The sequence below is a fragment of the Ralstonia sp. SA306 genome (genome assembly GCF_054792405.1).
Genome location: NZ_CP096452.1, coordinates 1,483,246 through 1,508,736, shown reverse-complemented (window position 1 = coordinate 1,508,736; position 25,491 = coordinate 1,483,246). Strand labels below are relative to the sequence as shown.

General features: G+C 63.1%; 25 protein-coding genes. 17 read left to right on the top strand and 8 right to left on the bottom strand.

Going from position 1 to position 25,491, the window contains the following annotated elements; translation table 11 throughout:
* From M1D44_RS23325 to cheZ, 16 genes are all read left to right on the top strand, one after another.
* Positions 1 to 867, top strand: coding sequence for a citryl-CoA lyase (locus tag M1D44_RS23325; RefSeq protein WP_024978406.1), 867 nt, complete (start codon positions 1 to 3; stop codon positions 865 to 867).
* Positions 864 to 1,760 (top strand): SMP-30/gluconolactonase/LRE family protein, encoded by an 897-nt coding sequence (locus M1D44_RS23320; RefSeq protein WP_112188431.1) that lies wholly within the window; start codon positions 864 to 866, stop codon positions 1,758 to 1,760. The genes M1D44_RS23325 and M1D44_RS23320 overlap by 4 nt, the downstream gene beginning before the upstream one ends.
* A gap of 860 nt (positions 1,761 to 2,620) precedes the next feature.
* Positions 2,621 to 2,938: a flagellar transcriptional regulator FlhD gene (flhD, locus tag M1D44_RS23315; protein WP_004627783.1), complete on the top strand. Its 318-nt coding sequence runs from the start codon at positions 2,621 to 2,623 to the stop codon at positions 2,936 to 2,938.
* 76 nt (positions 2,939 to 3,014) lie between these two features.
* On the top strand, positions 3,015 to 3,575 hold the full coding sequence (gene flhC / locus M1D44_RS23310) for a flagellar transcriptional regulator FlhC (RefSeq protein ID WP_092972206.1): 561 nt from the start codon (positions 3,015 to 3,017) through the stop codon (positions 3,573 to 3,575).
* A gap of 520 nt (positions 3,576 to 4,095) precedes the next feature.
* On the top strand, positions 4,096 to 4,956 hold the full coding sequence (gene motA, locus M1D44_RS23305) for a flagellar motor stator protein MotA (RefSeq protein ID WP_012430145.1): 861 nt from the start codon (positions 4,096 to 4,098) through the stop codon (positions 4,954 to 4,956).
* Positions 4,957 to 5,156: 200 nt separating this feature from the next.
* A complete protein-coding gene (motB, locus tag M1D44_RS23300) occupies positions 5,157 to 6,104 on the top strand; it encodes a flagellar motor protein MotB (RefSeq protein ID WP_024978409.1) in 948 nt (315 codons plus the stop codon).
* Between the two features lie 25 nt (positions 6,105 to 6,129).
* Positions 6,130 to 6,543: a response regulator gene (locus tag M1D44_RS23295; RefSeq protein ID WP_024978410.1), complete on the top strand. Its 414-nt coding sequence runs from the start codon at positions 6,130 to 6,132 to the stop codon at positions 6,541 to 6,543.
* Between the two features lie 18 nt (positions 6,544 to 6,561).
* The gene (cheA, locus tag M1D44_RS23290) at positions 6,562 to 8,739 is read left to right on the top strand and encodes a chemotaxis protein CheA (RefSeq protein WP_112188429.1); all 2,178 of its coding nucleotides are present in this window, start codon (positions 6,562 to 6,564) and stop codon (positions 8,737 to 8,739) included.
* Between the two features lie 79 nt (positions 8,740 to 8,818).
* Positions 8,819 to 9,310: a chemotaxis protein CheW gene (locus M1D44_RS23285; protein ID WP_024978412.1), complete on the top strand. Its 492-nt coding sequence runs from the start codon at positions 8,819 to 8,821 to the stop codon at positions 9,308 to 9,310.
* A 123-nt stretch (positions 9,311 to 9,433) separates the two neighbouring features.
* Positions 9,434 to 11,278 (top strand): methyl-accepting chemotaxis protein, encoded by a 1,845-nt coding sequence (locus M1D44_RS23280; protein WP_316852543.1) that lies wholly within the window; start codon positions 9,434 to 9,436, stop codon positions 11,276 to 11,278.
* Positions 11,279 to 11,502: 224 nt separating this feature from the next.
* Positions 11,503 to 13,398, top strand: a complete 1,896-nt coding sequence (locus tag M1D44_RS23275; protein ID WP_316683263.1) for a methyl-accepting chemotaxis protein — start codon at positions 11,503 to 11,505, stop codon at positions 13,396 to 13,398.
* 103 nt (positions 13,399 to 13,501) lie between these two features.
* Entirely contained in the window at positions 13,502 to 14,383 is an 882-nt protein-coding gene (locus M1D44_RS23270; protein ID WP_024978415.1) for a CheR family methyltransferase, read from the top strand.
* A gap of 89 nt (positions 14,384 to 14,472) precedes the next feature.
* Positions 14,473 to 15,090: a chemoreceptor glutamine deamidase CheD gene (gene cheD, locus M1D44_RS23265; protein ID WP_037032225.1), complete on the top strand. Its 618-nt coding sequence runs from the start codon at positions 14,473 to 14,475 to the stop codon at positions 15,088 to 15,090.
* 140 nt (positions 15,091 to 15,230) lie between these two features.
* Positions 15,231 to 16,367 (top strand): protein-glutamate methylesterase/protein-glutamine glutaminase, encoded by a 1,137-nt coding sequence (locus M1D44_RS23260; RefSeq protein WP_024978417.1) that lies wholly within the window; start codon positions 15,231 to 15,233, stop codon positions 16,365 to 16,367.
* Positions 16,368 to 16,516: 149 nt separating this feature from the next.
* Positions 16,517 to 16,918, top strand: a complete 402-nt coding sequence (cheY, locus tag M1D44_RS23255; protein ID WP_024978418.1) for a chemotaxis response regulator CheY — start codon at positions 16,517 to 16,519, stop codon at positions 16,916 to 16,918.
* A complete protein-coding gene (gene cheZ, locus M1D44_RS23250) occupies positions 16,918 to 17,586 on the top strand; it encodes a protein phosphatase CheZ (RefSeq protein WP_024978419.1) in 669 nt (222 codons plus the stop codon). Before cheY ends, cheZ begins: the two co-directional genes overlap by 1 nt.
* A gap of 91 nt (positions 17,587 to 17,677) precedes the next feature.
* On the opposite strand, the gene M1D44_RS23245 is transcribed toward cheZ, so the two are convergent.
* The gene (locus M1D44_RS23245; protein WP_316852542.1) at positions 17,678 to 17,803 is read right to left on the bottom strand and encodes a hypothetical protein; all 126 of its coding nucleotides are present in this window, start codon (positions 17,801 to 17,803) and stop codon (positions 17,678 to 17,680) included.
* Positions 17,804 to 18,226: 423 nt separating this feature from the next.
* On the opposite strand from M1D44_RS23245, the gene M1D44_RS23240 reads away from it, so the two are divergent.
* The gene (locus tag M1D44_RS23240) at positions 18,227 to 18,646 is read left to right on the top strand and encodes a c-type cytochrome (protein WP_024978420.1); all 420 of its coding nucleotides are present in this window, start codon (positions 18,227 to 18,229) and stop codon (positions 18,644 to 18,646) included.
* Between the two features lie 50 nt (positions 18,647 to 18,696).
* On the opposite strand, the gene M1D44_RS23235 is transcribed toward M1D44_RS23240, so the two are convergent.
* Genes M1D44_RS23235 through M1D44_RS23205 form a run of 7 tightly spaced genes read right to left on the bottom strand, consistent with a single transcriptional unit; the run spans position 18,697 to position 25,480 of the window.
* Positions 18,697 to 19,047, bottom strand: coding sequence for a hypothetical protein (locus tag M1D44_RS23235; protein ID WP_037032130.1), 351 nt, complete (start codon positions 19,045 to 19,047; stop codon positions 18,697 to 18,699).
* 2 nt (positions 19,048 to 19,049) lie between these two features.
* Positions 19,050 to 19,319: a hypothetical protein gene (locus tag M1D44_RS23230; RefSeq protein ID WP_024978422.1), complete on the bottom strand. Its 270-nt coding sequence runs from the start codon at positions 19,317 to 19,319 to the stop codon at positions 19,050 to 19,052.
* A 19-nt stretch (positions 19,320 to 19,338) separates the two neighbouring features.
* Positions 19,339 to 19,878, bottom strand: a complete 540-nt coding sequence (locus tag M1D44_RS23225) for a nitrous oxide reductase accessory protein NosL (RefSeq protein WP_316852541.1) — start codon at positions 19,876 to 19,878, stop codon at positions 19,339 to 19,341.
* Positions 19,875 to 20,702, bottom strand: coding sequence for an ABC transporter permease (locus M1D44_RS23220; RefSeq protein ID WP_316852540.1), 828 nt, complete (start codon positions 20,700 to 20,702; stop codon positions 19,875 to 19,877). The genes M1D44_RS23225 and M1D44_RS23220 overlap by 4 nt, the downstream gene beginning before the upstream one ends.
* 8 nt (positions 20,703 to 20,710) lie before the next feature.
* Positions 20,711 to 21,619, bottom strand: coding sequence for an ABC transporter ATP-binding protein (locus tag M1D44_RS23215; protein WP_045201930.1), 909 nt, complete (start codon positions 21,617 to 21,619; stop codon positions 20,711 to 20,713).
* Positions 21,612 to 22,874 carry a nitrous oxide reductase family maturation protein NosD gene (locus M1D44_RS23210; protein ID WP_024978426.1) on the bottom strand — a complete coding sequence of 421 codons (1,263 nt, stop codon included), beginning with the start codon at positions 22,872 to 22,874 and terminating at the stop codon, positions 21,612 to 21,614. The genes M1D44_RS23215 and M1D44_RS23210 overlap by 8 nt, the downstream gene beginning before the upstream one ends.
* On the bottom strand, positions 22,862 to 25,480 hold the full coding sequence (locus M1D44_RS23205; protein ID WP_428984638.1) for a 4Fe-4S binding protein: 2,619 nt from the start codon (positions 25,478 to 25,480) through the stop codon (positions 22,862 to 22,864). The genes M1D44_RS23210 and M1D44_RS23205 overlap by 13 nt, the downstream gene beginning before the upstream one ends.
* Positions 25,481 to 25,491: the final 11 nt, after the last annotated feature.

Below are 25,491 nucleotides of genomic sequence, written 5' to 3'. Positions count from 1 at the left end.
ATGACGACCGCATCTGTCCCCAACGCAATCGATTCTGCCGCCGGCCTCGCTGCCGATTACTGGCGCACCGACATCATCGATATCGAACCGGGCCGCATCCATGTGCGCGGCTACCCGATCCAGGAGCTGATCGGCCAGATTGGTTTTGCCGAAATGATCTGGCTGATGCTGCGCGGTGAGCTGCCTGCCAAGCGTCAGGCTGCTCTGCTGGAAGCGGCGCTGGTGGCGTCCGTCGATCATGGCCCGCATGCGCCATCCATTGCGATTGCCAAGATGGCGACGAGCTGTGGCCTGCCGCTCAACGGTGCGATGGCGTCTGCGTTGAACGCGCTGGACGACGTACACGGCGGGGCGGGGCAGCAGGCGGTCGAGTTGTTTCACGATATCGAGGCGCGCATGTGTGACGGCGCCTCGCTGGAGGCTGCTACGGCGGCGGGTGTGGATGCGTTCATCGCCGCGCATGGCAAGTACCTGCCGGGCTTCGGGCATCGCTTCCACCCGGTCGACCCCCGCGCGGGGCGCCTGCTCGCGCTGGTGGACGAGGCTGCGCGGAGCGACGTGGTCGGCGGGCGCTATGCCGCCATCGGCCGCGCCATCGAAGCGTTGCTTTCCGGCCGCAAGGGCAAGCCCATCCCGATGAACATCGACGGCGCCACGGCTGTTATCTATGCGGAACTGGGTTTTGCGGCGCCACTGGCGCGCGGCGTGTTCTGTCTCTCGCGGGCCGTCGGCATCTTGGCGCACGCCTGGGAGCAAAGCGGTCGCGGCGAGCGCAACAAAGGTCCGATGCCGCGCCAACTGCCGTATCGCTATACCGGCAACGTCACGCGGCATCTGGCGCAAGCCGAACCGGGCACCGCGCCATGACGTATTTCAACTGGCCCATCATCGAAACCACCATCTTTGCGGAGATGCCGGCCAGGCTGCGTCGCCCGGTGCCGACCGAATGGTCCCGCGCCAACAAAGGCGGGGCGCCGGTCGACTGCTTTCTGGAAGGGCCGTGCTGGGATGCGCACGGCAATCTGTGGCTGGTGGATATTCCGCATGGCCGCATCCTGCGTGTTTCTGCGCAGGGCGACTGGGATGTGGTGGCGGAATACGACGGCGAACCGAACGGCCTGGCGCTGCGCCACGACGGCACGCTGCTGATTGCAGACTACAAGAACGGGTTGCTGTCGCTGGACCCTGCGACGGGCGCAGTCACGCCGTTCCTGACTCGCCGCAACAGCGAGCGCTTCAAAGGCCCCAATGATCTGATCGTCGCCCGCAACGGCGATGTGTATTTCACCGACCAAGGCCAGACGGGCCTGCATGACCCGACCGGCCGTGTGTATCGGCTGCGCGCGGATGGCCGGCTCGATTGCCTGCTGGCGAATGGCCCGAGCCCGAACGGTTTGGTGCTGACGCCAGACGAATCCGCGCTCTTCGTTGCCATGACGCGCGACAACGCCGTTTGGCGCTTGCCGCTGCTTGCTGACGGCAGCACGAGCAAGGTGGGCCGCTTCGCGCAGTTCTACGGCACCAGCGGGCCCGACGGCATGGCGATGGACGCGGCCGGCCACCTGTTCGTCGCGCATGCCTCGCTGGGCGCGGTGTTTGTCGTTTCGCCGCATGGTGAACCGCTGGCGCGCATCACGTCGTGCAAGGGGCGCACCACCACCAACGTTGCACTCACACCAGACGGGCGATCGCTCGTCATCACAGAATCCGCCACTGGCACCGTATTGCGTGCCCCCTGGTCCGCGCCGCACCACGACTGACGACGCACGTGGGCTGTTGGCGCAGCTCACGTTGTCCTACAGCTGTCCTACACGAGGGGCGGCTGGCAGACCATCAAAATTCCCGCGTTTTTTCCTTCCGCAGACGACCATGCGCCACTTCCTGCCGCGCTGCAAAAAAGGAAGTGCGTGGTCCGTCCTTTCCCACCCAGGCAAGTATGTTTCCTGGCCGAATTTTGTATCGATTAGAGATACGTGTCTGTTTTAGATAAACAAACAAGTAGGAGCTGTCCTACAAAATCGCCTTTCGACTGTAGGAGCGATCCTACAAAGTCGGCCGAAAGTCGGTCGGAACTGTCCTACACGGCGTGTAGGAGCGGGTCAGAAGTGTCCTACAAGCGGTTAACCCGGCATCCGATGCTCACAGTCGCAGAAGTGCGACGCCTTCTTTGTCGATTTCTGACAACTTTAGGCAATTTAATTGCTATCTTTCGCGGTTCATTGGGGTAAATACGTGTCAAACACCCGCTTTAGCGCATCGTCCACCCAGGGCCGTTGCGTCGGCAAAGGCTTCATTTGCAACGTTTATTAACAGATTTGTAGGAAATTCGCCTACAAGAAAATGGACTACCTCACCCCTCCGACGTAGGGGTCCCCCCTTCTTTACTTACCCCGGACGTAAACCCACAATGTGTTCAACAGAAAACAACTTCGCCATGTCTTTAGCGACGTGAGTAAGAAGGAGCAGGAGGTGCCGGCAACGGCGCCGACTGCAGGAACATCCGATCCGTGGGGATTGGTGAACAGCCCGGCGAGGGTAGGCGCAAGAAAATAGCGCCACCGGACATCACCATGCGAGATCGGATGCAAGTTGTACTTTTACTGCACACGACGGGACATACATGGACACGCAAGACATTGTTTCCGAGATCAGCGAACTGAATCTCACCTACTTGATGCTTGCCCAGCAGATGCTGGCCAAGGATCGGGATGCCGCACTGTTTCGCCTCGGCATCTCTGAAGAACTGGCTGACATCCTGCTGACGATGTCGCCCGCGCAGATCGTCAAGCTGGCCAGCACGAACATGATGCTGTGCCGCTTCCGCTTCGACGATCACGCCATCCTGGGTCTGGTGACCCAGCCGCACCGTGACAAGGGTCTGCAGCAATCGCAAATGTCGATCCTGCTGGCACGTCAGGCGGTTGAGCAGATCAGCTGAGCCATTTGCGGCGGCCTTTTCGCCGGGTTCAGAGATTGCACTTTGGATGAGTAGCAAGCGTAGCGGGAGCAGTGCCATGCGTCACACCAGCGTCATGAACGAAGTTCAGCAGATCCACCTCGCAGCGGAATTGATTTCGCTCGGTGCGCGCCTGCAACTGCTGGAACAGGAAACCACGCTCAGCCGTGAGCGTCTGGTCAAGCTGTACAAGGAAATCCGTGGGGAATCGCCGCCCAAGGGCATGCTGCCCTTCTCGGCAGACTGGTTCCTGACGTGGTCGCCGAACATCCATTCGTCGATCTTCCTGAACATCTACCGTTTTCTGGGTGAGAACAGCCGCAGCACTGGTGTGCGCCGCCTGATCTCGGCCTACAAGCTGTACCAGGAACATATTCACGTTCACGAACAGGAAGAGGTGCTCTCGATCACCCGTGCGTGGATGATGCTGAAGTTCTTCGAGGGGAAAATGCTGCACACCGTGAAGTGCAAGCGCTGCACCGGCCATTTCGTGGCCCACGCAGACGACCTGCACCATGATTTCGTGTGCGGTGTATGCCAGCCGCCGTCACGCGCAGGAAAGAAAAAGCGCGTCGCTGCTCCGGTTGATGCGATCGCAGAAAAGACGGTCGACGCCTGATAACGGCATTGCAGGAAAACGGGAATACGGGACTTGCAGAACCGCCGGGGGATGGGCAAAAAAGGGCGGACGGGAAATACGGGTAGCAGTACGGGAAATACGGGAATAGCCGGCCAGATCGGCAAATAACAATACAAAGAACAAAAGAGCAAGGAACACAGAGCAAGAAAAGCACAGGGGCTCAGGCAGGACAAAAGGGGAAGGGGGTAGGCCGGTCGCAGGCAACTGCGGACCGGCATTTTTTTTGCCGCCGCGCGCAGAAAGACAGGCGAAAAGTGGGGACGGAAAGCGATTTCCGTCCCTTTTTCTTTGGATCGGCCTAGGGGGAAGCCTACTTTGGGCCGGGTGGTGCTCAAGCCGCCCGTTTTGTTGCCGTTCTTTGTGAAGAAGGGCGCGGCGGCAGGGTTTTCCAAGCACCGCGCAGCAGCAAAACTCGGCGCTCAAGCCTTCAGTTAACCGGGGGGATGCCGATATTCCTCCTTGTATTGATCGAAGGATCGCCCATTCAGGAGTTCGCCCCGTGTTAGTTGCCATCGGTTACATCGTGATTCTCGCCTCGGTGTTCGGCGGCTACATGCTGGCCGGAGGACACCTTGGGCCCTTGTTCCAGCCGACCGAACTGCTGATCATCTTCGGCGCCGGCATTGGCGCCTTCGTGGTCGGCAACGACAAAAAGGCCATCAACGCCACCGTCAAGGCCCTGCCCGGCCTGTTCAAGGGCTCGAAGTACACCAAGGCCCTCTATATGGAAGTGATGGCGCTGCTGTATGTGGTGCTGTCCAAGATCCGCCGCGAAGGGATGATGTCGATCGAAGCCGACATCGAGAACCCGCACGAAAGCACGCTGTTCGCCAATTACCCCGCTATCCAGGCAGATCACCACGCGCTGGATTTCATCTGCGATTACCTGCGCCTGATGGTGGGCGGCAACCTGAATCCGTTCCAGATCGAAGCGCTGATGGATCAGGAAATCGACACCCACCACCACGAAGCCGAACAACCGGCCCGCATCATCACCAAAGTGGGCGACGCCATGCCGGCCTTCGGCATCGTGGCCGCCGTGATGGGCGTGGTGCACACCATGGGCTCGGTCGGCCTGCCGCCGGCAGAGCTGGGCAAGCTGATCGCCTCGGCGCTGGTCGGTACGTTCCTCGGCATCTTGCTGGCGTACGGTTTCATCGGGCCGCTGGGGTCGCTGCTGGAGCAGCGCGCCGAAGAATCGACCAAGTTGTTCCAGTGCATCAAGGTGACGCTGCTGGCCAGCATGAACGGCTACGCCCCGGCCATTGCCGTGGAATTCGGCCGCAAGGTGCTGTTCTCAACCGAGCGCCCATCCTTTGCAGAACTGGAAGACCACGTGCGCGGCGCCAAAACGGCCTGAACCCACTCATGATCCTACTGCGCGTCCCGATCTTGGCCCTGCGATGCTCACCGTACCCGTGTACGGCTGCGCTTCTCGCGCCAACCTCGGGCCTGCTCGCTACGGCTCCTGAGCTGGTTCAAAACCATATCGATGACCACAAGAGCACAGCCACCGAGCTGCGCCACTAACAACGCAGCACAAACCGACGGGAACGGACCATGAGCAAGTCCAGCACGCCGACCTTCATTGTCATTCGGCGCAACAAGAAAAGCGGACACGGCCACCACGGTGGCGCGTGGAAGATCGCCTACGCCGATTTCGTGACCGCCATGATGGCGTTCTTCCTGCTGATGTGGCTGCTCAGCTCGGTGACCAAGGCAGAACTGTCGTCGGTCGAAACGTACTTCCGCACGCCGCTGAAGGTGGCGCTGTTCGGCGGTGCCGGTTCGGGCGACCAGTCGAGCATCCTGCAGGGTAGCCCTTCCCTCAAGCAGAACGTGCCGCAGCCGAATCCGAGCCCGAGCCCGACCGTGCAGCGCCAGCGCAACATCCGCGATGAGTCGGACGATGCGGCGCTGAACAAGCTCAAGCAGAAGATTGCCGAGATGGTCGAGACGAACCCGGTGATGAGCCAGTTCAAGCACCAGTTGCTGATCGACATGACCACCGAAGGCCTGCGCATCCAGATCGTCGATCAGCAGAATCGCCCGATGTTCGCCAACGCCAGTGCCGAGGTGCAGCCGTACATGCGCACCATCCTGCGCGAGCTGGGCTCGGCGCTGAACGACGTGCCCAACCCGATCAGCCTATCGGGCCACACCGATGCCACGCAGTACGCCACGCAACACGGCTACAGCAACTGGGAACTGTCGGCCGACCGCGCCAACGCATCGCGACGCGAGCTGGTGGCGGGCGGCATGAAGCCCGAGAAGGTCAGCCGCGTGGTGGGCCTGGAGGCATCGGTGCCGCTGGACAAGACGAATATCTACAACCCGATCAACCGCCGCATCAGCATCGTTGTGCTCAACGCACGCGCCGCTGAAGCCGTGCGCTCGGGTGGGGTCGAGCCGGTGGCCGACCTGCGCAATGACGGCAAAGACACGTTGACCGACGCCGCCGCACGTGCCACGGGTGTGGCGGATGCGGTGAGCGCGGCCAAGCCATAAAGAGCGCCGAGGGGAGAAACAGTCGATGAGCGAGAAACACATCCTGGTGGTGGACGATTCCACGTCGATCCGCCGCATGATTGCCACGTGCCTGCGCGAGTGCGGCTTTGTCGTGACGGAAGCCGGCGACGGCACCGCTGCGCTGGAAGCCGCACGCACGCTCGCCCAGGGCAGCCACCACCTTGTGATTACCGATCAGGTGATGCCGTCGATGGACGGCCTGACCCTCATTCGCGCGCTGCGCACACTGCCGGCCTACGCCGACACCCCGATCCTCATGCTGACCACCGAGGCTGACAGCACCATCCGCGACCAGGCACGCGCTGCCGGCGCGACGGGCTTCCTGCCCAAGCCGTTCGACCCGGATGGGCTGACGGATTCGGTGATGCAGTTGCTCGAATGGCATGCGCAGACCCATGGGTCTGCATCGACGCATTAAACGACCGAGAAGACAGATATGAACCTCGACCTTAGCCAGTTTTTCGGCGCCTTCTTCGAAGAGGCGGAAGAGCTGCTCGTCGACATGGAGCGGCTGCTGCTCAACCTCGATGTCGCCAACCCTTCTTCTGATGATCTGAACGCCATCTTCCGCTGCGCGCACTCCATCAAGGGTGGTGCTGCGACCTTCGGTTTCACACACATGACGGAACTCACGCATGTGGCGGAGTCGATTCTGGACCGCGCTCGCACCGGTACCCTGCAGCTGCGCGAAAACATGGTGGATGCCTTCCTGGAAACGAAAGACGTGTTGAAAAGCCAACTTGATGCCTACCGGCAAGAGCACCCAATCGATACGGCCACGCTCGAATACATGGTGGCCAAGCTCAACAGCCTGACCGCCGAGGAAGGCGCCCCTGTTGCCGCCGCGCCGGTGGCTGCGGCGCCCGTGGTGGCGACGCCCGAACCGGTGGTCGCGCCCGAACCCGAGCCGGTGGTGGTCCAAGCGCCTGCGGCCGAAGCGGTGGGCGACATCGACGGCGGCCTGGACATCAAGCTGATCAACGTCTCGAATGAAGACTGCGAGCTGATCGTCACCGAACTCAAGCATCTGGGCACCGTGCTGCGCCACGCGCGCACCGGCCGCAACAGCGACATCGTGCTGCAGACCACCTGCACCGCCGACGACATCATCGCGGTGAGCTGCTTCATCATCGATGCCGACCAGATCGTCATCACGCCGCACGTGGGTGGCGCGGCACCGGCCGTGGCCGAAGCCAGCGCGACGGTTGTCGCCGCACCGACGCCCGCTGCCGCACAGACGGAAGTGCACGCCCCGGCTGCCAACGAAGCTGCGCCGGCTCAGGCGGCTGCCGCTGCGGCCGCCCCGGCGCCGGCACGCCCGGCCGCTGCCGACCACAAGCCGGTCGTGGCTGCTGAAACGTCGATCCGCGTTGGCGTGGAAAAGGTCGACCAGCTCATCAATCTGGTGGGCGAACTCGTCATCACGCAGGCCATGCTGGCGCAAACCGCGCAGGCCTTCGACCCGGTCCTCAACGAGCGCCTGTTTGCCGGCCTGTCGCAGCTCACGCGCAATGCGCGCGACCTGCAAGAGGCCGCCATGTCCATCCGCATGATGCCGATGGATTACGTGTTCAACCGCTTCCCGCGCCTGGTGCGCGACCTGGCGCACAAGCTGGGCAAGCAGGTCGAGCTGTCGACGTTCGGCAAGTCGACCGAACTGGACAAGGGCCTGATCGAGCGCATCATCGATCCGCTCACGCACCTGGTGCGCAACAGCCTGGACCACGGCATCGAACTGCCCGAAGCCCGCGTGGCCGCCGGCAAGGACGCCACCGGCCAACTGCTGCTTTCCGCTGCCCACCAGGGCGGCAACATCGTTATCGAAGTGAGCGACGACGGCCAGGGCCTGAACCGCGACAAGATCCTCAAGAAGGCGCGCGAGCGCGGCCTGCCCGTGTCGGACAACATGACCGACGACGAGATCAACCAGCTCATCTTCGCGCCGGGCTTCTCTACGGCCGACCAGGTGACGGACGTGTCGGGCCGCGGCGTGGGCATGGACGTGGTCAAGCAGAACATCCAGTCGATGGGCGGCTACGTCGAGATCCAGTCGCAGAAGGGCAAGGGCACGACGATCCGTATCGTGTTGCCGCTCACGCTGGCGATTCTGGACGGCATGTCGGTCAAGACCGGTGAAGAGGTGTTCATTCTCCCGCTGTCGTGCGTGGCCGAATCGCTGCAACCGCGTCCGGAAGACATCAAGGCCGTGCCGGGCGGCGGTCGCCTGCTCAAGGTGCGCAACGAATACCTGACGCTGGTGCCGATGTACGAACGCTTCCGCATCACGCCGTCGCTGCCCGATCCGTCGGAAGGCATCGTCGTGATCCTGGATTCGGAAGGCAAGAAGATTGCGCTGCAGATCGACGAGCTGGTCGGTCAGCAGCAGGTGGTGGTCAAGAACCTGGAGACCAACTACCGCCGCGTGCCCGGCATTTCGGGCGCGACCATCCTGGGCGATGGCAGCGTGGCGCTGATCGTCGACGTGTCGGCCCTGATGCGCGAGACGCGCTCGGGCCATTCAGAAAACGCGGCGCGTGCCGTTACTGCCGAAAAGCACGAGATGGGCGAAGCACAGGGCGGTCGTTTTTCGACCGAGGCGATGGCTGCGGCATAAGCGTTCACGCCTGACAGGGTGCTATCAACCACCACAACGAATTCAATCTAGTGGCCCGACGGGGCCGAGGGGAGCCGCAATGGAAGTCAAGAAACACGCGATCGGCGAAGACACCGGCGGGGAGGAGTACCTGGCCTTCACGCTGGGTCAAGAAGAGTACGGCATCGACATCCTGAAGGTGCAGGAGATCCGCGGCTACGAGACCGTCACGCGCATTGCCAATGCACCCGATTTCATCAAGGGTGTGATCAACCTGCGCGGCATCATCGTGCCGATCGTTGATCTACGCATCAAGTTCCAGCTCGATCGCGTCGAGTACAACCAGTACACCGTCGTCATCATCCTGAACCTGATGGACCGCGTGGTCGGCATCGTCGTGGATGGTGTGTCGGACGTGCTGACGCTGCAGAGCCAGCAGATCAAGCCGGCGCCGGAGTTCTCGGGCGCGCTGGACACGGAATATATCCGTGGCCTGGGCTCGATCGACGAGCGCATGCTGATCCTGGTGGACATCGAGCGCCTGCTGATGTCGGCCGACATGGCACTGTGCGACGAAGCCGAAGCAGCCTGATCGCGACATGAATCCGGCTGGGGCGCGGCGTACGTGCCCATAGCGATTGAGGCGGGGCCGAAGGGGCCCGCCGGGTGACAAGACACCGTAACAACAGGTGCGGCGCCGTTAGGGGAGGGAAGCATGTTCAGCAAAATGACCATCCGGCTCCGTTTGGGGCTGATGATGGCGGGCATTGGTGTGCTCGCCGTCATCGTGGGCGTGACGGGCCTGATCGGCATGCGACACGCCAACACCCGCGTGCAGGACGGCTATGCCGTGCAACTTGCGGGCACCGTGGCATTGGCTGAATCCGATTCCAACCTGCTCAGCTTCCGCATCGTGCTCGACCGTGCCGCCATGGCGCCCAACGCGCCCGGCACGGAAAAGACGGTCGAGCGCGCCAAGATGTTCCTCGACAAGTCCGACGCCGCCTGGAAGCGCTACCGCGCGCTGCCCACCACGGCAGACGAACGCAAGCTGGCCGACGAGGCTCAGGGCCTGCGCGACGTTTTCCTGCGTGACGGCGCACAGGTGCTGATGCAAGCCGTGCAGGCGCACGATGAAGCGCGCATCAACAAGACGGTCATGGACGTCATGCCGGCGCTGTACCGCCCCCTTGGCGACAAGGTGACGGCGCTCAACCGCCTGCAGATGGACGCGGCCAAAGCCGGCTACGAAGCCAGCCAGGCCGAACATCGCAATCTGAGCGCCCTCACCACCGGCCTGCTGCTGGGCGGCATTCTGGTGGGCGGGCTGCTGACGTGGGCGCTGCGCCGTTCGATCACGCTGCCGCTGATGCGCGCCATTGAACAGGCCGAGCACATCACGCAGGGCGACCTCACGCACACCATTCAGGTGGACCGCGCCGATGAAACCGGCCGCCTGCTGCAGGCACTGCAACGCATGCAGGAAAGCCTGCAGAAGATGGTGGGGCAGGTGCGCTCGGGTTCCGACTCGATTGCCAGTGCCACGCAACAGATTGCCGCCGGCAATGCCGACCTTTCGCAGCGCACCGAGCAGCAGGCTTCGGCGCTGGAAGAAACCGCGTCGAGCATGGAAGAGCTGACGAGCATCGTGCGCCAGAACGCCGACAACGCGCGCCAGGCGAGCACGCTGGCGGGCAACGCCTCGGACATTGCCGTCAAGGGTGGCGAAGTGGTTGGCCGGGTGGTGGACACCATGGCCGGCATCAACGACAGCAGCAAGAAGATCGCCGACATCATCGGCGTGATCGAAGGCATTGCCTTCCAGACGAACATCCTGGCGCTGAATGCTGCGGTGGAAGCCGCGCGCGCAGGCGAGCAGGGCCGCGGTTTTGCAGTGGTGGCGGGCGAGGTGCGCAGCCTGGCGCAGCGCTCGGCCACGGCAGCCAAGGAAATCAAAGAGCTGATCAGCGATTCGGTTGGCCGCGTTGAAAACGGCACCACGCTGGTGGCCGAAGCGGGCAGCGTTATCGATGAAGTGGTGGTGGCCGTGAAACGCGTGACCGACATCATGGGCGAGATCAGCTCCGCATCGGACGAACAAAGCGCGGGCATCGAGCAGATCAACCAGGCCGTCACGCAGATGGACGAAGGCACGCAGCAGAACGCTGCGCTGGTGGAGCAAGCCGCTGCCGCTGCCATGTCCCTGCAGGAACAGGCCAGCGGGCTGCGCCAAGCTGTGGCGGCGTTCCGGACGCTGGCCGGCACACAGGCAAACGCAATGTCGACGGTGCCGGTGGCTGCGAGCGCGGCTGCCAAGCCGGCGCGCAAAGCCAAGGCCGTGCCGCGCCGTGCAGCCCAACCGAAGGCTGCAGCACGTACCACCGCTGAACCCACCGCGAAGACCGCCGCTGCAACTGCAGCCCCGGCCTCCGCCAAAGAACAACAACGCGAGCGCACCGCCGCCGCTGCAGTGAGCAAAGCGGCTGCGTCAGCGCCCAAGTTGCCCGTACCCAAGCTCGTTGCCGCAGGCGGCGACGATAGCGACTGGGAGACCTTTTGACCATGTATGCACGGGATCTTCGCTGCTCGCGAAAGCTCTCTCGTGTGTGTTTGTGGTGTGCAGCCTGCCCTCCGGGGCAGGTTTTTTTTTGCCTGGGCTAGTGCCTGCTGAAGCCGGGGTGACCCCCCACTGAAGTGGCATGACCCCACGGCGGTTCTAAAGAGCCGTCCCCCATAGGCCGATAGCGGTTAGGGGGCATATAAAAACAGGAAGAGGTAGACAACATGGGTTGGATCAAGCGTTTGCCGGTGTCCACGGTACTCACCGGTGGTTTCCTGATCGTGGCTGCCATGGGCGCGGCCATTGGCGGGTTGGGCATTTACACGATCACGCAGTTGACCCGCGCCAGCGAAGAGCTGGCGCAAAAGCAGATGCGCGCCATCACGCAGATGGGCGGTGCGGCCAACAGCCTTGCACACGCCACTCGCGCGCAGATCGGGCTGCTGAGCGCTGTCACGCTCGCTGATCGCAAGGGTCTCAGCAAAGAAATCACGGCCAACGTGCAACGCCTGAAAGAGAGCGTGGAAAACGTGCGCCCGCTGTTCGCGTCGGACGAGGGCAAAAAGATGATCCGCGAGGTGGATGCCATCTACCCCGTCTGGAGCAAGCGGATGAGCGACTTCCTGACATTGATGGAAGCGCAAGGCCTGGACCCGACCCAGTTCGACAGCCGCGTAGACGCGGAAAACTTTGGGCTGCAGGACGATACGGCTGCCTTTGAGAAAACCCTCGACAAGATGGTCAAGCGCGTGGAAGAGGTCGCCGCCGCTTCGACCGTCAAGGCGCGTGAAAACGCGGAGCGCTCGCGTCTGGTGATGATCGTGATGGCCTGCGCGGGTGCGCTGCTCGGCATCGTGCTCGGTCTGGTCATTGCACGCCGGCTGTCGCGCCAGTTGGGCGGCGAGCCATCGTACGCGGCCGATATTGCCCGCCGCATTGCCGCCGGCGACCTGGCCGTGCACGTGCAGACCCGCCCCGGCGACCGTGACAGCATGCTCTTCGCCATGGCGCAGATGCAGCAGCAACTGACCGGCACGATCACGAATATCAAGAGTTCGGCTGACTCTATCGCCAGCGCTACCAAGCAGATCGCCGCCGGCAATGCCGACCTGTCTCAGCGCACGGAAGAGCAGGCTTCGTCGCTGGAGGAAACTGCCTCCAGCATGGAAGAACTCACCAGCATCGTGAAGCAGAACGCCGACAACGCGCGCCAGGCCAGCCAACTGGCGGGCAGCGCGTCGGACATCGCCGTCAAGGGCGGTGAAGTGGTGGGCCGCGTGGTCGAAACCATGGCTGGCATCAACGCCAGCAGCAAGAAGATCGCCGACATCATCGGCGTGATCGAGGGCATTGCCTTCCAGACCAATATCCTCGCCCTGAATGCAGCGGTGGAAGCCGCGCGCGCGGGCGAGCAGGGCCGCGGCTTTGCCGTGGTGGCGGGCGAGGTGCGCAGCCTTGCGCAACGCTCGGCCACGGCGGCCAAGGAGATCAAGGAGCTGATCGGCGATTCGGTGGGCCGTGTGCGCAACGGGTCGGCCCTGGTGGCCGAAGCCGGCACGGTGATCGAAGAAGTGGTGGTGGCCGTGCGCCGCGTGACCGACATCATGGGCGAGATTTCCGCCGCGTCGGACGAGCAAAGCTCCGGTATCGAACAGGTCAACCAGGCTGTGAACCAGATGGACGAGGTCACGCAGCAGAACGCCGCGCTGGTGGAGCAAGCCGCCGCTGCCGCTTTGTCGCTGGAAGAACAGGCACAACTGCTGCGCAATGCCGTGGCGACGTTCCGCACCGATGCCTCAGCCGAGCTGGCCGTAGTGGCGCAGGCTGCCGTTCCGGCGCCGGCCGTCCGCAGCGAGGTCCGCCCAGAAAAGACCGAAGTGGTGCCTTCCGTAGCGCGCGCCTTGGCTTCGCGCAAGGCGACCAAGCCGGTAGCGATGCCGGAGGCTGCAACGGAACAGGCTCCCGCCGCGCAAGCAGAAAAAGCGCCCCAGGGAGCACATGCGCCGGTTGCACCGGTGGCTGCGGCTGCGGTTTCGGCCGCCGTTTCCGAGGCCGTCGTCGCCCCGACCCTCAAGCTGGCCTCGGGTTCTGCCGATGAAGATGACTGGAGCACCTTCTGACGCCAGCCTCGCCAACAGCAAATTTGGCGCGGCCCGCGGTAACGGTGCCCGCCAACGACTGAAAGCGGGCATCAAGACTCGCCAAACACGGGGTTAGTTATCCATGGCAGCACAAAATTTGGCGCCCGTTTCGCCGACGCTCGCGTCGCGCGAGTTTTCATTCACCGCCGAAGATTTCGGCCGCATCCGCGACTTGATCTACCGCCGCGTCGGTATTTCGCTGTCCGATCGCAAGAGTGAAATGGTCTACAGCCGCCTGGCCCGCCGCCTGCGCGTGGTCAACCTCGGCTCGTTCCGCGATTATCTGGATGCGCTGGAAAAAGGCCACCTGCCTGACGAGTGGGAAGCCTTTACCAACGCACTGACCACCAACCTGACCGCGTTCTTCCGCGAGCAGCATCACTTCCCGATCCTGCACGAGCACGCCAAGGCCAAGCGCACGCCGTTCACCGTGTGGTGCTCGGCGTCGTCGACGGGCGAAGAGCCGTACTCGATCGCCATCACGCTGGCTGAAGCCTTCGGCTCGATGTCGCCCAGCCAGGTGAGCGTAGTTGCCTCGGATGTGGACACCAACGCGCTGGCGCGTGCCCGTGCCGGCATCTATCCGATGGAGCGTGTCGCGGCCCTGTCGCCCGAGCGCCTGAAGAAATATTTCCTGCGCGGCACCGGCAAGCAGGAGGGCTATGCCCGCGTGCGGCCCGAGCTGCAGGCCATGATCGACTTCCGCCAGATCAACCTGCTCGACCGAGATTGGCCGCTGCAGCAGAAGTTCGACGTGATCTTCTGCCGCAACGTGATGATCTATTTCGACAAGCCCACGCAGGCCAAGATTCTTGAGCATTTCATCGACGTGATGAAACCCGATGGCCTGCTGTTTGCCGGCCATTCGGAGAGCTTCCTGCAGGTCACCAAGGCGTGGTCGCTGCGCGGCAAGACCGTGTACGAAATCGCGCCCGAACTGCGGGCCAAGATGGGGGCACGATGATCGAATTCGGCAAACGCGCGACGCCGCAGTCGGCCACGGACGCCGTGCGCAGCGATAGCGGCATGAACAGCGGCATGAGCGCTGGCGCCATGGCCACGCTCGCGCAATCGGCGGCCAGCACCCACGCTTATTACGACACCACCTTTGGCCGTCGCGCCATGAAAGTGCTGCCCGGCGAGTATTCCGTCACCACCGAAGACCTGATGCTGGTCACGGTGCTCGGCTCGTGCGTGTCCGCCTGCGTGCGCGACAAGACCCTCGGCATTGGTGGCATGAACCACTTCATGCTGCCCTCGCGCAACGAGGGGGAATCGATCCTGTCGCCCTCCATGCGCTATGGCACGCACGCCATGGAAGTCCTGCTCAACCAGCTCTACAAGGCGGGCGCCAAGCGTGAGCGCCTGGAGATCAAGGTATTTGGCGGCGCCGCCGTGCTGGCTGGCATGAGCACGCTTGATGTGGGTGAGCGCAACGGCAAGTTCGTGCTCGAATTCCTGCGCAACGAAGGCCTGACGGTGGCCGCCAAAGATCTCTTTGACGTGCACCCGCGCAAGGTGTATTTCGTACCGTCCACCGGTCAGATCATGGTGCGCAAGCTGCGCTCGCAAAACTCGGTGGCCGAGCTGGACAGCGAGGCGCAATACGCCAGCAAGCTGTCGAAGTCCATCACGACGAAGCCAGCCTCGCGCCTGCAACTGTTTACCTAGGAGACCGCTGAAAAACGATTCTGACGACCCAGCACCGCCTTGCCGTACGACTTGTACTGTCTGCGTCGGCGCTGACCCATCAGAACCTCTTCGCTTCGTTTTACAACGGTCTCAACATTCAGAAGACTTGCTTCCCGAACATGAACGACAAACGCAAGATTCAGGTGCTGTGCATCGACGATTCCGCACTGATCCGCAGCATCCTGAAGGAGATCATCAACAGCCAGCCGGACATGGAAGTGGTGGGTGTGGCGCCCGATCCGATCATCGCGCGCGACCTCATCAAGCAGACCAATCCGGACGTGCTCACGCTGGACGTCGAAATGCCGAAGATGGACGGCCTCGACTTCCTGGAAAAACTCATGCGCCTGCGCCCGACGCCGGTGGTCATGATCTCTTCGCTGACGGAGCGCGGCTCTGAAGCCACGCTGCGCGCGCTGGAGCTGGGCGCGGTGGATTTTGTCGCCAAGCCCAAGCTGGGCATGCGCGACGGCATGAACGAATACGCCGACCAGATTGCCGACAAGATCCGCACTGCGGCCCGGGCAAAGCTGCGTCCGCGCGCTGCTGCACCGGTTGCGGTGGCCGCGACCCCCGGGTCAGCAACCGCATCGGCGCCCGGCGCACCCGTTCGCGCGGAGCACGCACCGGCAACCTCTGCACCTGCGCGTACCCATTTCTCGTCGACGGAAAAGCTCATCATCGTGGGCGCTTCCACCGGCGGCACCGAGGCCATCAAGGATTTCCTGCTGGAAATGCCGCCCGATTGCCCCGGCATCCTGATCGTGCAGCACATGCCGGCGGGTTTCACCACGTCGTTCGCCAAGCGGCTGGACGGCCTGTGCCGCATCCGCGTGAAAGAAGCCGTGCACGGCGAGCGTGTGCTGCCCGGCCACGCCTACATTGCCCCGGGCGACATGCACCTGTCGCTCGGCCGCAGCGGCGCCAATTACGTCACCGAGCTGGATCAGGGGCCGCCGGTCAACCGCCATCGCCCGGCGGTGGATGTGCTGTTCCGCTCCGCCGCGCGCAACGCAGGGGCCAACGCCCTGGGCGTCATCCTCACCGGCATGGGCAAGGACGGGGCGGTCGGCATGCTGGAAATGCGCAACGCGGGTGCCTATAACGTTGCCCAGGACGAGGCGTCCTGTGTGGTCTACGGCATGCCCAAAGAGGCCGTGGCCCACGGCGGTGTGCACGAAGTCCTGCCGCTGTCGCAGATCGGCCCGCACGTGCTGGCCAAGCTGTCGGCCCATGGCCGTGTGACGCGGGTGTAACGCTGCACTTTGCGGGTACATTGGTTGCGGGGCGCAGCAGTCAGGCGCCCCAAACTATTCCAGCGCTCAAGAATCGGCCCCAGGCGCCGATAAGATTGCCAAGGAAGCCCGAAACCCCCCAATTCAGTAAGTTTGCGGAGATTGTGTCCATGGACAAGAGCCAGTACCGATTCCTCGTCGTCGACGATTTCCCGACGATGCGCCGGATCGTGCGTAACCTGCTCAAGGAACTCGGTTATGCCAACGTCGACGAGGCCGAAGACGGCGCCGCCGGCCTGGCCAAGGTCAAGGAAGGCCGGTTCGATTTCGTGATCTCGGACTGGAACATGCCCAACATGGATGGTCTGCAGATGCTGCAGAGCATCCGTGGCGACGCCAATCCTGTCATCAGCAAGATGCCGGTGCTGATGGTGACGGCCGAAGCCAAGAAGGAAAACATCATCGCCGCTGCCCAGGCAGGTGCCAACGGCTACGTGGTCAAGCCCTTTACGGCTGCCACGCTGGACGAAAAGCTGGGCAAGATTTTCGAGAAGCTCGAAAAGGGGGCGTGATGAGCGAGATGCATGATGGCGCCCAGGCGCCTGCCGTAGAAGGCGTGGACCACGGTGATATGCCGGAAATGCTCCAACGCATCGGCCACCTCACGCGCATGCTGCGTGAGAGCATGCGTGAGCTGGGTCTGGACAAGGGCGTGGAGAAGGCCGCTTCGGCTATTCCCGACGCGCGCGACCGCCTGAACTACATCGCCAACATGACCGAGCAGGCGGCCACCCGCGTGCTCAACGCCATTGACGCGGCGCGCCCCGTGCAAGATGCGCTGGAGTCCGACGCCGAGGCGCTGGTCAACCGCTGGCAGTCGTGGATGGATCGCCAACTGGGCGACGACGAGATCCGCGAGCTGGTCGGGCAGACCAACGGCTTCCTGCGCAGCGTTCCGGAAAAGACGCGCGACACGAACCAGCAGCTCATGGAGATCCTGATGGCGCAGGACTTCCAGGACTTGACCGGCCAGGTGATCAAGAAGGTGCTGGACGTCGTTCAGCTCATCGAAAGCCAGCTCGTGGGCATCCTGCTCGACAACGCGCCGGAACACCTGCGCGTGGAAGCCGCGCAAGTTGCGACGACGCTGCTCAACGGCCCGCAGATCAATCCGGACCATCCGGACGTGGTCGCGAACCAGGAACAGGTCGACGACCTGCTGGAAAGCCTCGGGTTCTGACCCTGCATTGCCAGCCCCTCGCAGGATGCGGGGGGCGGCGTCTCTCCGTGCGGTCAGCCACAGGTTGACAACTGCGACGGAGCGAATCGCCTCATTGGTTCTTCAGCGGCGCGCGCGCCAGCATGGCGTCGATCTGCGCGTCCTTCTCTTCCCAAAGCTGTGCAGGCCAGCGATGAAATTCGCTGCGGAATGCCGCATCGGCGGTGTAGTCGCCCACGCAGAGCCTGCCGGGATCGGCAGTCCCGCACGTGCACCATCACCCGCCCGGCCCGAGCGTGTCGTGCAGACGTAGGAACGAAGCCTTGGCCTGCATCAGAGAACATGATGTATCGAAGCCTCTGCGCCAAACACGCTGCCTTGCCCGACGGCTCGCGATACGCCGATGATGACGACGTGCGCGGCGCCGTGACCGTCTGTGTCGATGGCATGCCCAGACCGGATCCCGTGCGCGTCAGGAAGGTGCCAGGTGCAGCAATATCCCGCCGGTATTTCCATGACCGCCGTAGGGGAGTTGACACGTTACAACGCCCCACAAAGCCTTGCGCTGATTGGCGTCAAGGCCTGAGTCGGTATTCATTCTTATCATGGTCATGGCCTATTTGGGCCACTGTTCTCACTCCTTTTGATTCGAGGTATCGACGTGCTCATTCGACCTATAACCATTGCTGCCCTGGTGGGGTTCACCTTGCTGACGGCATGCAGCAAGAATGAGGAGGCTGCTTCCGCTGCCTCCGCCACTGCGGCTCCCGCAACTGTGGCTGCAGCGCCCGCTGCGCCGCAGGCAACCCAGGCCAGCGCCGGCGATGTCGAGAAAGGGGAGAAGGTCTACAAGTCCACTTGCGCCATGTGTCACAGCACCGGTGCCGGTGGCGCGCCGATGTTCAAATCGAAGGACGATTGGGCCCCTCGCATCGCGCAGGGCAAGGACACCCTCTACGACCATGCGCTGCACGGCTTCTCGGGCAGCAAGGGTACGATGCCCGCAAAAGGCGGCAACGCATCGCTCGGCGATGAAGACGTGAAGGCTGGGGTGGATTACATGACGTCGAAGGCGACGTAAGGACTTGCGATCGGGCAGGCATGGCGGCGCTCCTGGTGAGCGCCGTTTGTTTATGCCTGTAACAGCGGGTCGACCAGCACGGCATCAATCACGGCGCGTACGTTGGCCCAGGGCTCCGCGTTCGGGTTGGTCAAGGGATCTTCGCGCAGCACGTCCGAAGCATCGTGCAGATGGTTAGGGAAGGTGGTGAGCGTGCGATGCAGCGGTGCGGTGTCGATGCGTAATTGCGCATCGCCCCACCGCCACGCGATCGCATATTCCGACCGAGCGGGGTAACGCAGTTCGAGCAGAACGCCGTTGTCGAGCGAGACCATCAAGGCGTCCTGGCACAGCGTAGGAGGTTCCGCCAACACCGCACCGTAGTGCGCCTCCAGTGCCTCTTTGAGATCGAGGTGCTGCATGATCAGCCTCCCATGCGCGCCAGTAGCGCCTTCAGTTCAGCGGTGACGTCTTGCTTGGCGGTTGCAAGCGCGAGTGAGCCGAGGTAGTGCTCATAGGCCGGATGCTCCGGCAAGTCCGCCGCCGCGATGCGCGCCAGCAGATCCCCCTCATCGTTCACCCCATAGGGTTCGAGCAGCTTGCGCCGGCTTTCCCGCAGCTCGTAGGACAAGCGACTGAGCTGCTCCATCTGAACGGCATCATCGGGCGGTAGATTGGCAAAGTAATCGATCATTTCGTCTTCTCTGGGGCGGTTACATCTGGGGATCTTTCAATACGCCACCGTCGAGCTGTGCCATTTGGGGCGTAATTTCGTTGAACTTGTAAACCTTGCCACCTTGATGTGTGGTGAAGGCGTTGGCATCGGCCTGCGTGGCGAAGGACGCAAACGTGGCGCCCATCGATCCGCGCGCCTTCGATCCCACGACGTAGAACGCGGTGCGGGCGTCGATCCAGTGGCCCCGCGGGGTGTTCCAGTCTGTCTTGGCCATGTCTTGCACGTACATGGCGAGCATGTGCCGCTGTTGTTCGGGGCGCAGCACGATCGCGAATAGCTCGATGGTGTCGCAGAAGACGTCGGGGGTGCCTTTGTCATACAGAATCTGCGCTTTCGGGCCGGGGAAGTCGGCTACCGACATGCCATCGAGGCTGCAAGGCGTGTCGCGGGTCAGTTCGATCGGATCGGGCGTAGAGGCGGCGCCTTGGCAACCGGCCAGGACGATTGCGGTAGCGAACAGGGCCGTGCGCGCGCTGCGGCGCAGGGCGGATAGCGGAGGTTGCAGTGTGCGTTTCATTTGCGGAATTTCCATGCGGCCACAGCGAGCGGAGCGACGATCCAGGCGGCCATCAGAGCGCCGAGCACGAGCGGGTCGGCCATATGCTCGGGGAATACGGTCGCCAGACCGTAGAGCGTGCGGACTTCGTCAAAGCTGAAGATATTGAGGATGCGGAAGATGTCTGCCGGGTTGAGCAGCATCAGGTAGGGCAGGGCGTCCGATCCCAGCTTTCCGCCCGTGGCGATCAGTGCCCCGAGAAGCAGCAGATCGAATACCAGCACGAAGAAGAACCACAGCGCGATGGCGACACCGCTTGCGCGCGTGCGGTCGGCGGCGATGACGGACACCAACAGGGCCAGGCTCAGGAAGGTCATGCCAAGCAGCACCGAACTGAGCATGAAGCCGGCGTAGTGATACATGGCCGCGAGCGGCAGCTTGACGGCCAACAGTATTCCGACCACCCCGAAGCCGACGACCGTGGAGCACGCAAGCGCGGCCGCTAAGCCGAGGTATTTGCCGAGCAGCAGCTCGACTCGGGTGATCGGCATGGAAAGCAGCAGGTCCAGCGAGCCGCGTTCACGCTCGCCCACGATCGCATCAAAGCCGAGAATCAACGCAATCAGCGGTACGAGATAGATCACGAGGCTCACCAGGCTGGCAATCGTGACCTCCATGCCGCGCAGCCCGACTTCGCCCTGCTGTGCCGCGCCGAAGTAGGCGATCACCAGCGCAAACGCTGTCAATACAGTGGTCACCGCCAGCACCCACCGGTTGCGGATGCGGTCGTGGAATTCCTTGGCGATGACGATGCCGATCTGCCGGGGTTCGAGTGTCAATTGCATGTCTGGCCTCAAGCAGGTTGGCCAAGGAGCACGTCTTCGAGCGAAGGTTCGCGCAGTTGCAGGTCGGCAAGTGTTGCACCGAGCGTGGATAGCGATTGCAGCAATGGCATCTTCGCCGGCCGCGGGCACAGCACGGTGGCGCGCGATCCATCCATGTGCAGTTCGCATCCTGGCGCGGCCGCGAGCGCGCGCCGCAGTGCGGGCTCGGCATGCTCTGGGCCGCCCGTCAGCCGTAGGTCGAACCAAAGCGGCAAGGCCATCGATTCGCGTAACGATTGCACCGTCCCCTGTGCATGCACGCGTCCGTTCTTCATGATCGCCAGGCGACCCACGCGCTCCTGGATTTCCGAGAGGATGTGCGAGGTCAGCACAATGGTCACGCCCTGCGCCTGCAGTTCGCCCAGGGTGCGATAAAAGTCGCGAATCCCCTGCGGGTCCAGGCCGTTTGTGGGCTCGTCGAGAAACAGGAGTGTGGGCTGGCCGAGCAGGGCCTGGGCAAAACCGAGGCGCTGGCGCATGCCCTTGGAGTATCCGCGCACGCGGCGGTCTGCGGCATGGGACAACCCCACCCGTTCCAGCACGCGCGCGCAATCCGTTCGCGGCGCGCGCTTGAGCGCAGCGAAGAATTCCAGTGTTTCCTGGCCAGTCAGGTTGTCGTAGAACACCACGTTTTCCGGCAGATAGCCAAGGTTGCGCCGCACCGACCGGAAGGCCCCACTGCTCATGGGCTGGCCTCCAATGCGCACTTCACCTGCGGTGGGCGCCTCCAGGCCAAGGAGCATCTTGAACAGCGTGCTCTTGCCCGCGCCGTTGTGGCCGATCAGGCCGAATAGCTCGCCGGGATGCACCGTCAGGCTCACGTCCGCCACGGCTTCGATCTCGCCGTAGCGCTTCACCAGTTGCCGCGCTTCAATCATGCTTGTTCACCCACGCGCGCCAATCATTGCCCCGTGGACGCATGCGGGGGCTGGCATCGACCACACTGGGTGAGCGCAGCAGCGGGAATTGCTCCGAGATCAGCCTCAACGTCTGTACCGCGGGGCTATTGAGCAGCAGCTTGGCGCTCGGAAAGCGCCACAACAGCCGGTCCATCAGATCGCTCGCGCGATAGGGCACGTCGCCACGGCCGTCGCCGTTGCGGTCCCACCCGGCATAGTTGCTCCAATAGTTGCCGCTACGCCCGCCCCAGGGCTCGTCGTGTGCGGCAACGTAGCGCACCTGTTCCTGGTTATCGATGAAATCGTTACCGTCCACCTTGTTGTGAATGGACCCGGCCCATACGTGCATGCCGACCGTGTTGCCGATGACGAGGTTGTTGCTCAGCACGTTGTATTCGGCGTCGTAGACGAAGAAACCGCGCAGGTTTCCGGACACGACGTTGTCTTCAATGACCGAATCCTGGATGGTGCGCAGCATGATGCCGTGGTCCGAGTTGCCCCAGGCGCGGTTGCCACGCACGATCTGGCGGCGCGTCATCATGAGTGCCAGTCCGCCGCGGTTGTGGTAGGACTCGTTGCCCTCCCACACGTTGTCGTTGGAGTTCATGTAGTGCGTGCCATAGCGCACGTTGTGGATGCGATTGGCACGAAACAGCGCGTGGTGCGACACATCGACATAGATGCCGTCACGCGAAAAGCTGATCTCATTGCCTTCGAGCTGCGCACCCGTCGTGTTGTAGAGCTGGATGCCGTTGCCGCGCTGGGCGGAAGGGTAATCGCGCTTGCCGGCAATCACGTTGCCCACGATGCGTACATCCTTCACGCCTTCAATCCACAGGCCGAACAGGTTGTAAGTGAGCTCGCAGTGTCTGACCGTGACGCGATCCGCGCCGGGCTGGATGTAGATGCCGGCGTTCTGCGCACCGAGGTCGTCGCCGCTGTCGCTGACAATCAGGCCATCGATCGTGACGTCCGGCGACGTGACGCGGATCACATCTCCGACAAGGCCGCCGCTGATGGTGGGGCGGTCGATGCCCACAAGGGTCAGGGGTTTGTCGATCCGGACCGGGCCTTGATACCGACCGCGCTCGATGATGAGGGTGTCCCCTGCATGCGCGAGCGTGACCGCCTGCGAAATCGAACTGCCGGCATGCACGCGAATCTCTGCACCGCAGGCCGCAGTGCAGACCAGCAGTGCCGAGATCGCGCAGAGGAGCCGGTTCAGTACAGCCATTTCAGTTGGGGCAAGGATTGCAGCGCCGGAAGCACGCCCACGCCCTTCATGGCAAGGAAGAGTCCTGCGCCAATCAGCAGGTTCTTCATGCCGACATAGGCAGCCATGTCGGCCCAGGAGGCTGTACGCAGCTTGTAACCCCACCAGGCGCCTTCCTTCACATAGGGCTTGCACGCCATGCGCATGACCCATTCGTAGGCGGACCACGCCAACCACCAGCCGAGCACGATGCCGGCGCCAAGCCTGCCGCCCGCACCGAGCAGCCACGCCCAGGTGACCAGCACGGCCAGGCCAATGCCGGCGGCACGGAAGAACAACGGGTGGTGAAGGAACTGCTGGTTCCAGGGGAAGAGGTGGTCAGTCAGCTCGCGACGCAACCGGGCGACGATGCCCACCGGCGGCAGCGGCAGCGAAGCGGGCGCCGGTGCAGCGGGTTTGTGCGGCGCGCTTGGCACGGGCTGGATCGGAATGTAGTAGCCGTCGGCGCCGATCGGTGTCAGTTTCAAGCCGGCGCTCGTGCGGTGCTTGCGCTCCTTGACCAGCGGAGGGCACGCATGATCGTCGTAATACATGACCATGCAATCCAGGCACAACAGGCATTCGCGCTGATCGATCTTGCCATCGCGTCCGATCGCCTGCGATCCGCAGCCCGCCTCGCAGGCGCGGCATGGGCCGCATTCCTGCTTGCGTTTCAGACCCCACCACCGGAACGTGGACGGGATTGCGAGCGAGGCACCCAGCGGGCACAGGTATTTGCAGAATGGCCGCTCGATGAACAGGGCGGCGACAGCCAGCACGCTCCAGAACGTGACGAAGGGCCACGTCCGGTTCCAGACGCCGACCAGGAACGTGGTCTTGAAAGGCTCGATCTCCGCCAGCTTCTCGGCGGTGCCCATCGAGTAGAACGACATCCCGAGCAGACCGGCAAACACACCGTACTTGATCCACTTGAGCTTGTCGTGCAGCGCCTTGGGCAACTGGAACTGGAAGCGCGCAAGGCCAAGTTTGCCCCCCACCTTGTAGAGGATCTCACTCATCGAGCCGTAGGGACACAGCCAACCGCAGAACATGCCGCGGCCCCAGAAGAACACGCTGATGATGATGAACCACCAGAACAGGAAGATGAAGGGATCGGACAGGAACAGATCCCACCGCCACTTGAAGAGAATGGCGTGGAACCATGTCAGCACCTGCGTGATGGACGGCTGCGCCATGAGATGGAATCCAGCGAAGCCGATGCTCGTGGTCCACAGCGCGTACTTGGGCCAGGAGACCCAGCGTTTGTCCTTGCGCCTGGAGCGACGCACCAGCGTGTCTCGCGACGCATACACCACGCCTGCGCTGATCAACAGGAGGGCGAACAGACCGATCTCGACGGCACGCGCCTTCCAGATCTGCAGCCAGGGCGGTGCGGGGCGGTCGTACTGCGGCCGCCCGCCCACAAGCTCATCCGCCGGAAGCCAGTATTCCTGTTCGAAGCTCGTGAACGTCTTTGCGCCGGTTTCTGCATCCAACTTGTTGGCCAGGAACACCAGCTTCCACGGATACGCCGACGAAAATCCGGGGCTGCGGATGATGAAGATGCCGGATTCGCGATAATCCGGCGCACCGGTTGCGCGGATGCCGTAGAGGTTCTGGTAATCGAGGTCCCGGAAGGTGAAGGTGTCGGTATCCTGGGCGACCTGGATGCGGTCGAAGATGCCTCCGCGCACGAAGCCCGAGCCTTTGAAACTCTCGGTGCCGTTCGACGCGATGAAGATCGCGTGTTCGCCGGGTTTCAGGCTCGACATGAGCGATGCGTAATTCGCATCGCCCAGAATGCTGCGTCCTACGGCCGGCGCACTGACGTCACCGAACACCATATCCACGTAAGGCTGGCCGCTGGCTTGGAGTCCAACGTCTTCAGGGTGCACGGTCAGCCGCTGCACGGCGCCTTGGTCGAGCAGTGCCTTCCAGCTCAGCGGCTGATTGACCGGCGTGAATTTCGCCTGGGCGCGGCGCTTGGGCGTGATGATTCCGGCCTGCTCGGCCACGGCCTTGCCACTGCGCAGGATGACCTGATTCTCGGACATCACCGTCACGGTCGCACCGCTGATCGCGTCGAGTTCGACGGCGCCCTCGCTCACCGCGTGGGATTTGCCGATCTCGATGCTCCCGCCGACGAACTTGCCGACGTATTGCGAGGTGAAGTGCGTCAGTTGGGTTTCTGGAATGCCCAGCAGAAGGATCGGCTCGGAATGTCGCAGGACCTTGACGCCCGTGATCACGCCGTGTGCATCCATGCCCATCAGGGTAATGATGGGTTTGCCTGAATAGCCGGGCATGTCCACGATGTCGGTAGACAGGAACGCGTAGCCGACCAGCTGGCGCTTGCCGGCAACGTCGCGATAGCCCTCCACATAGGGAGGGCGCCCCTTGCGCGGGGAGAAGCTGCTGGCGCCAGGCAGCACGTCCGTGCAGGGCACCATTGCGCAGAGGTTCGGGTCGGTCGATAAACCGGCGGGCAGCGGCGCCTCATAAGCCATGCCGCTGATGCCCGCCAGTGCGGACGTGTCCATCGCACAAGTGGCGGCAATCACCGCCAATCGTGAGAACAGTTGTTTCATACGTCCGCCTT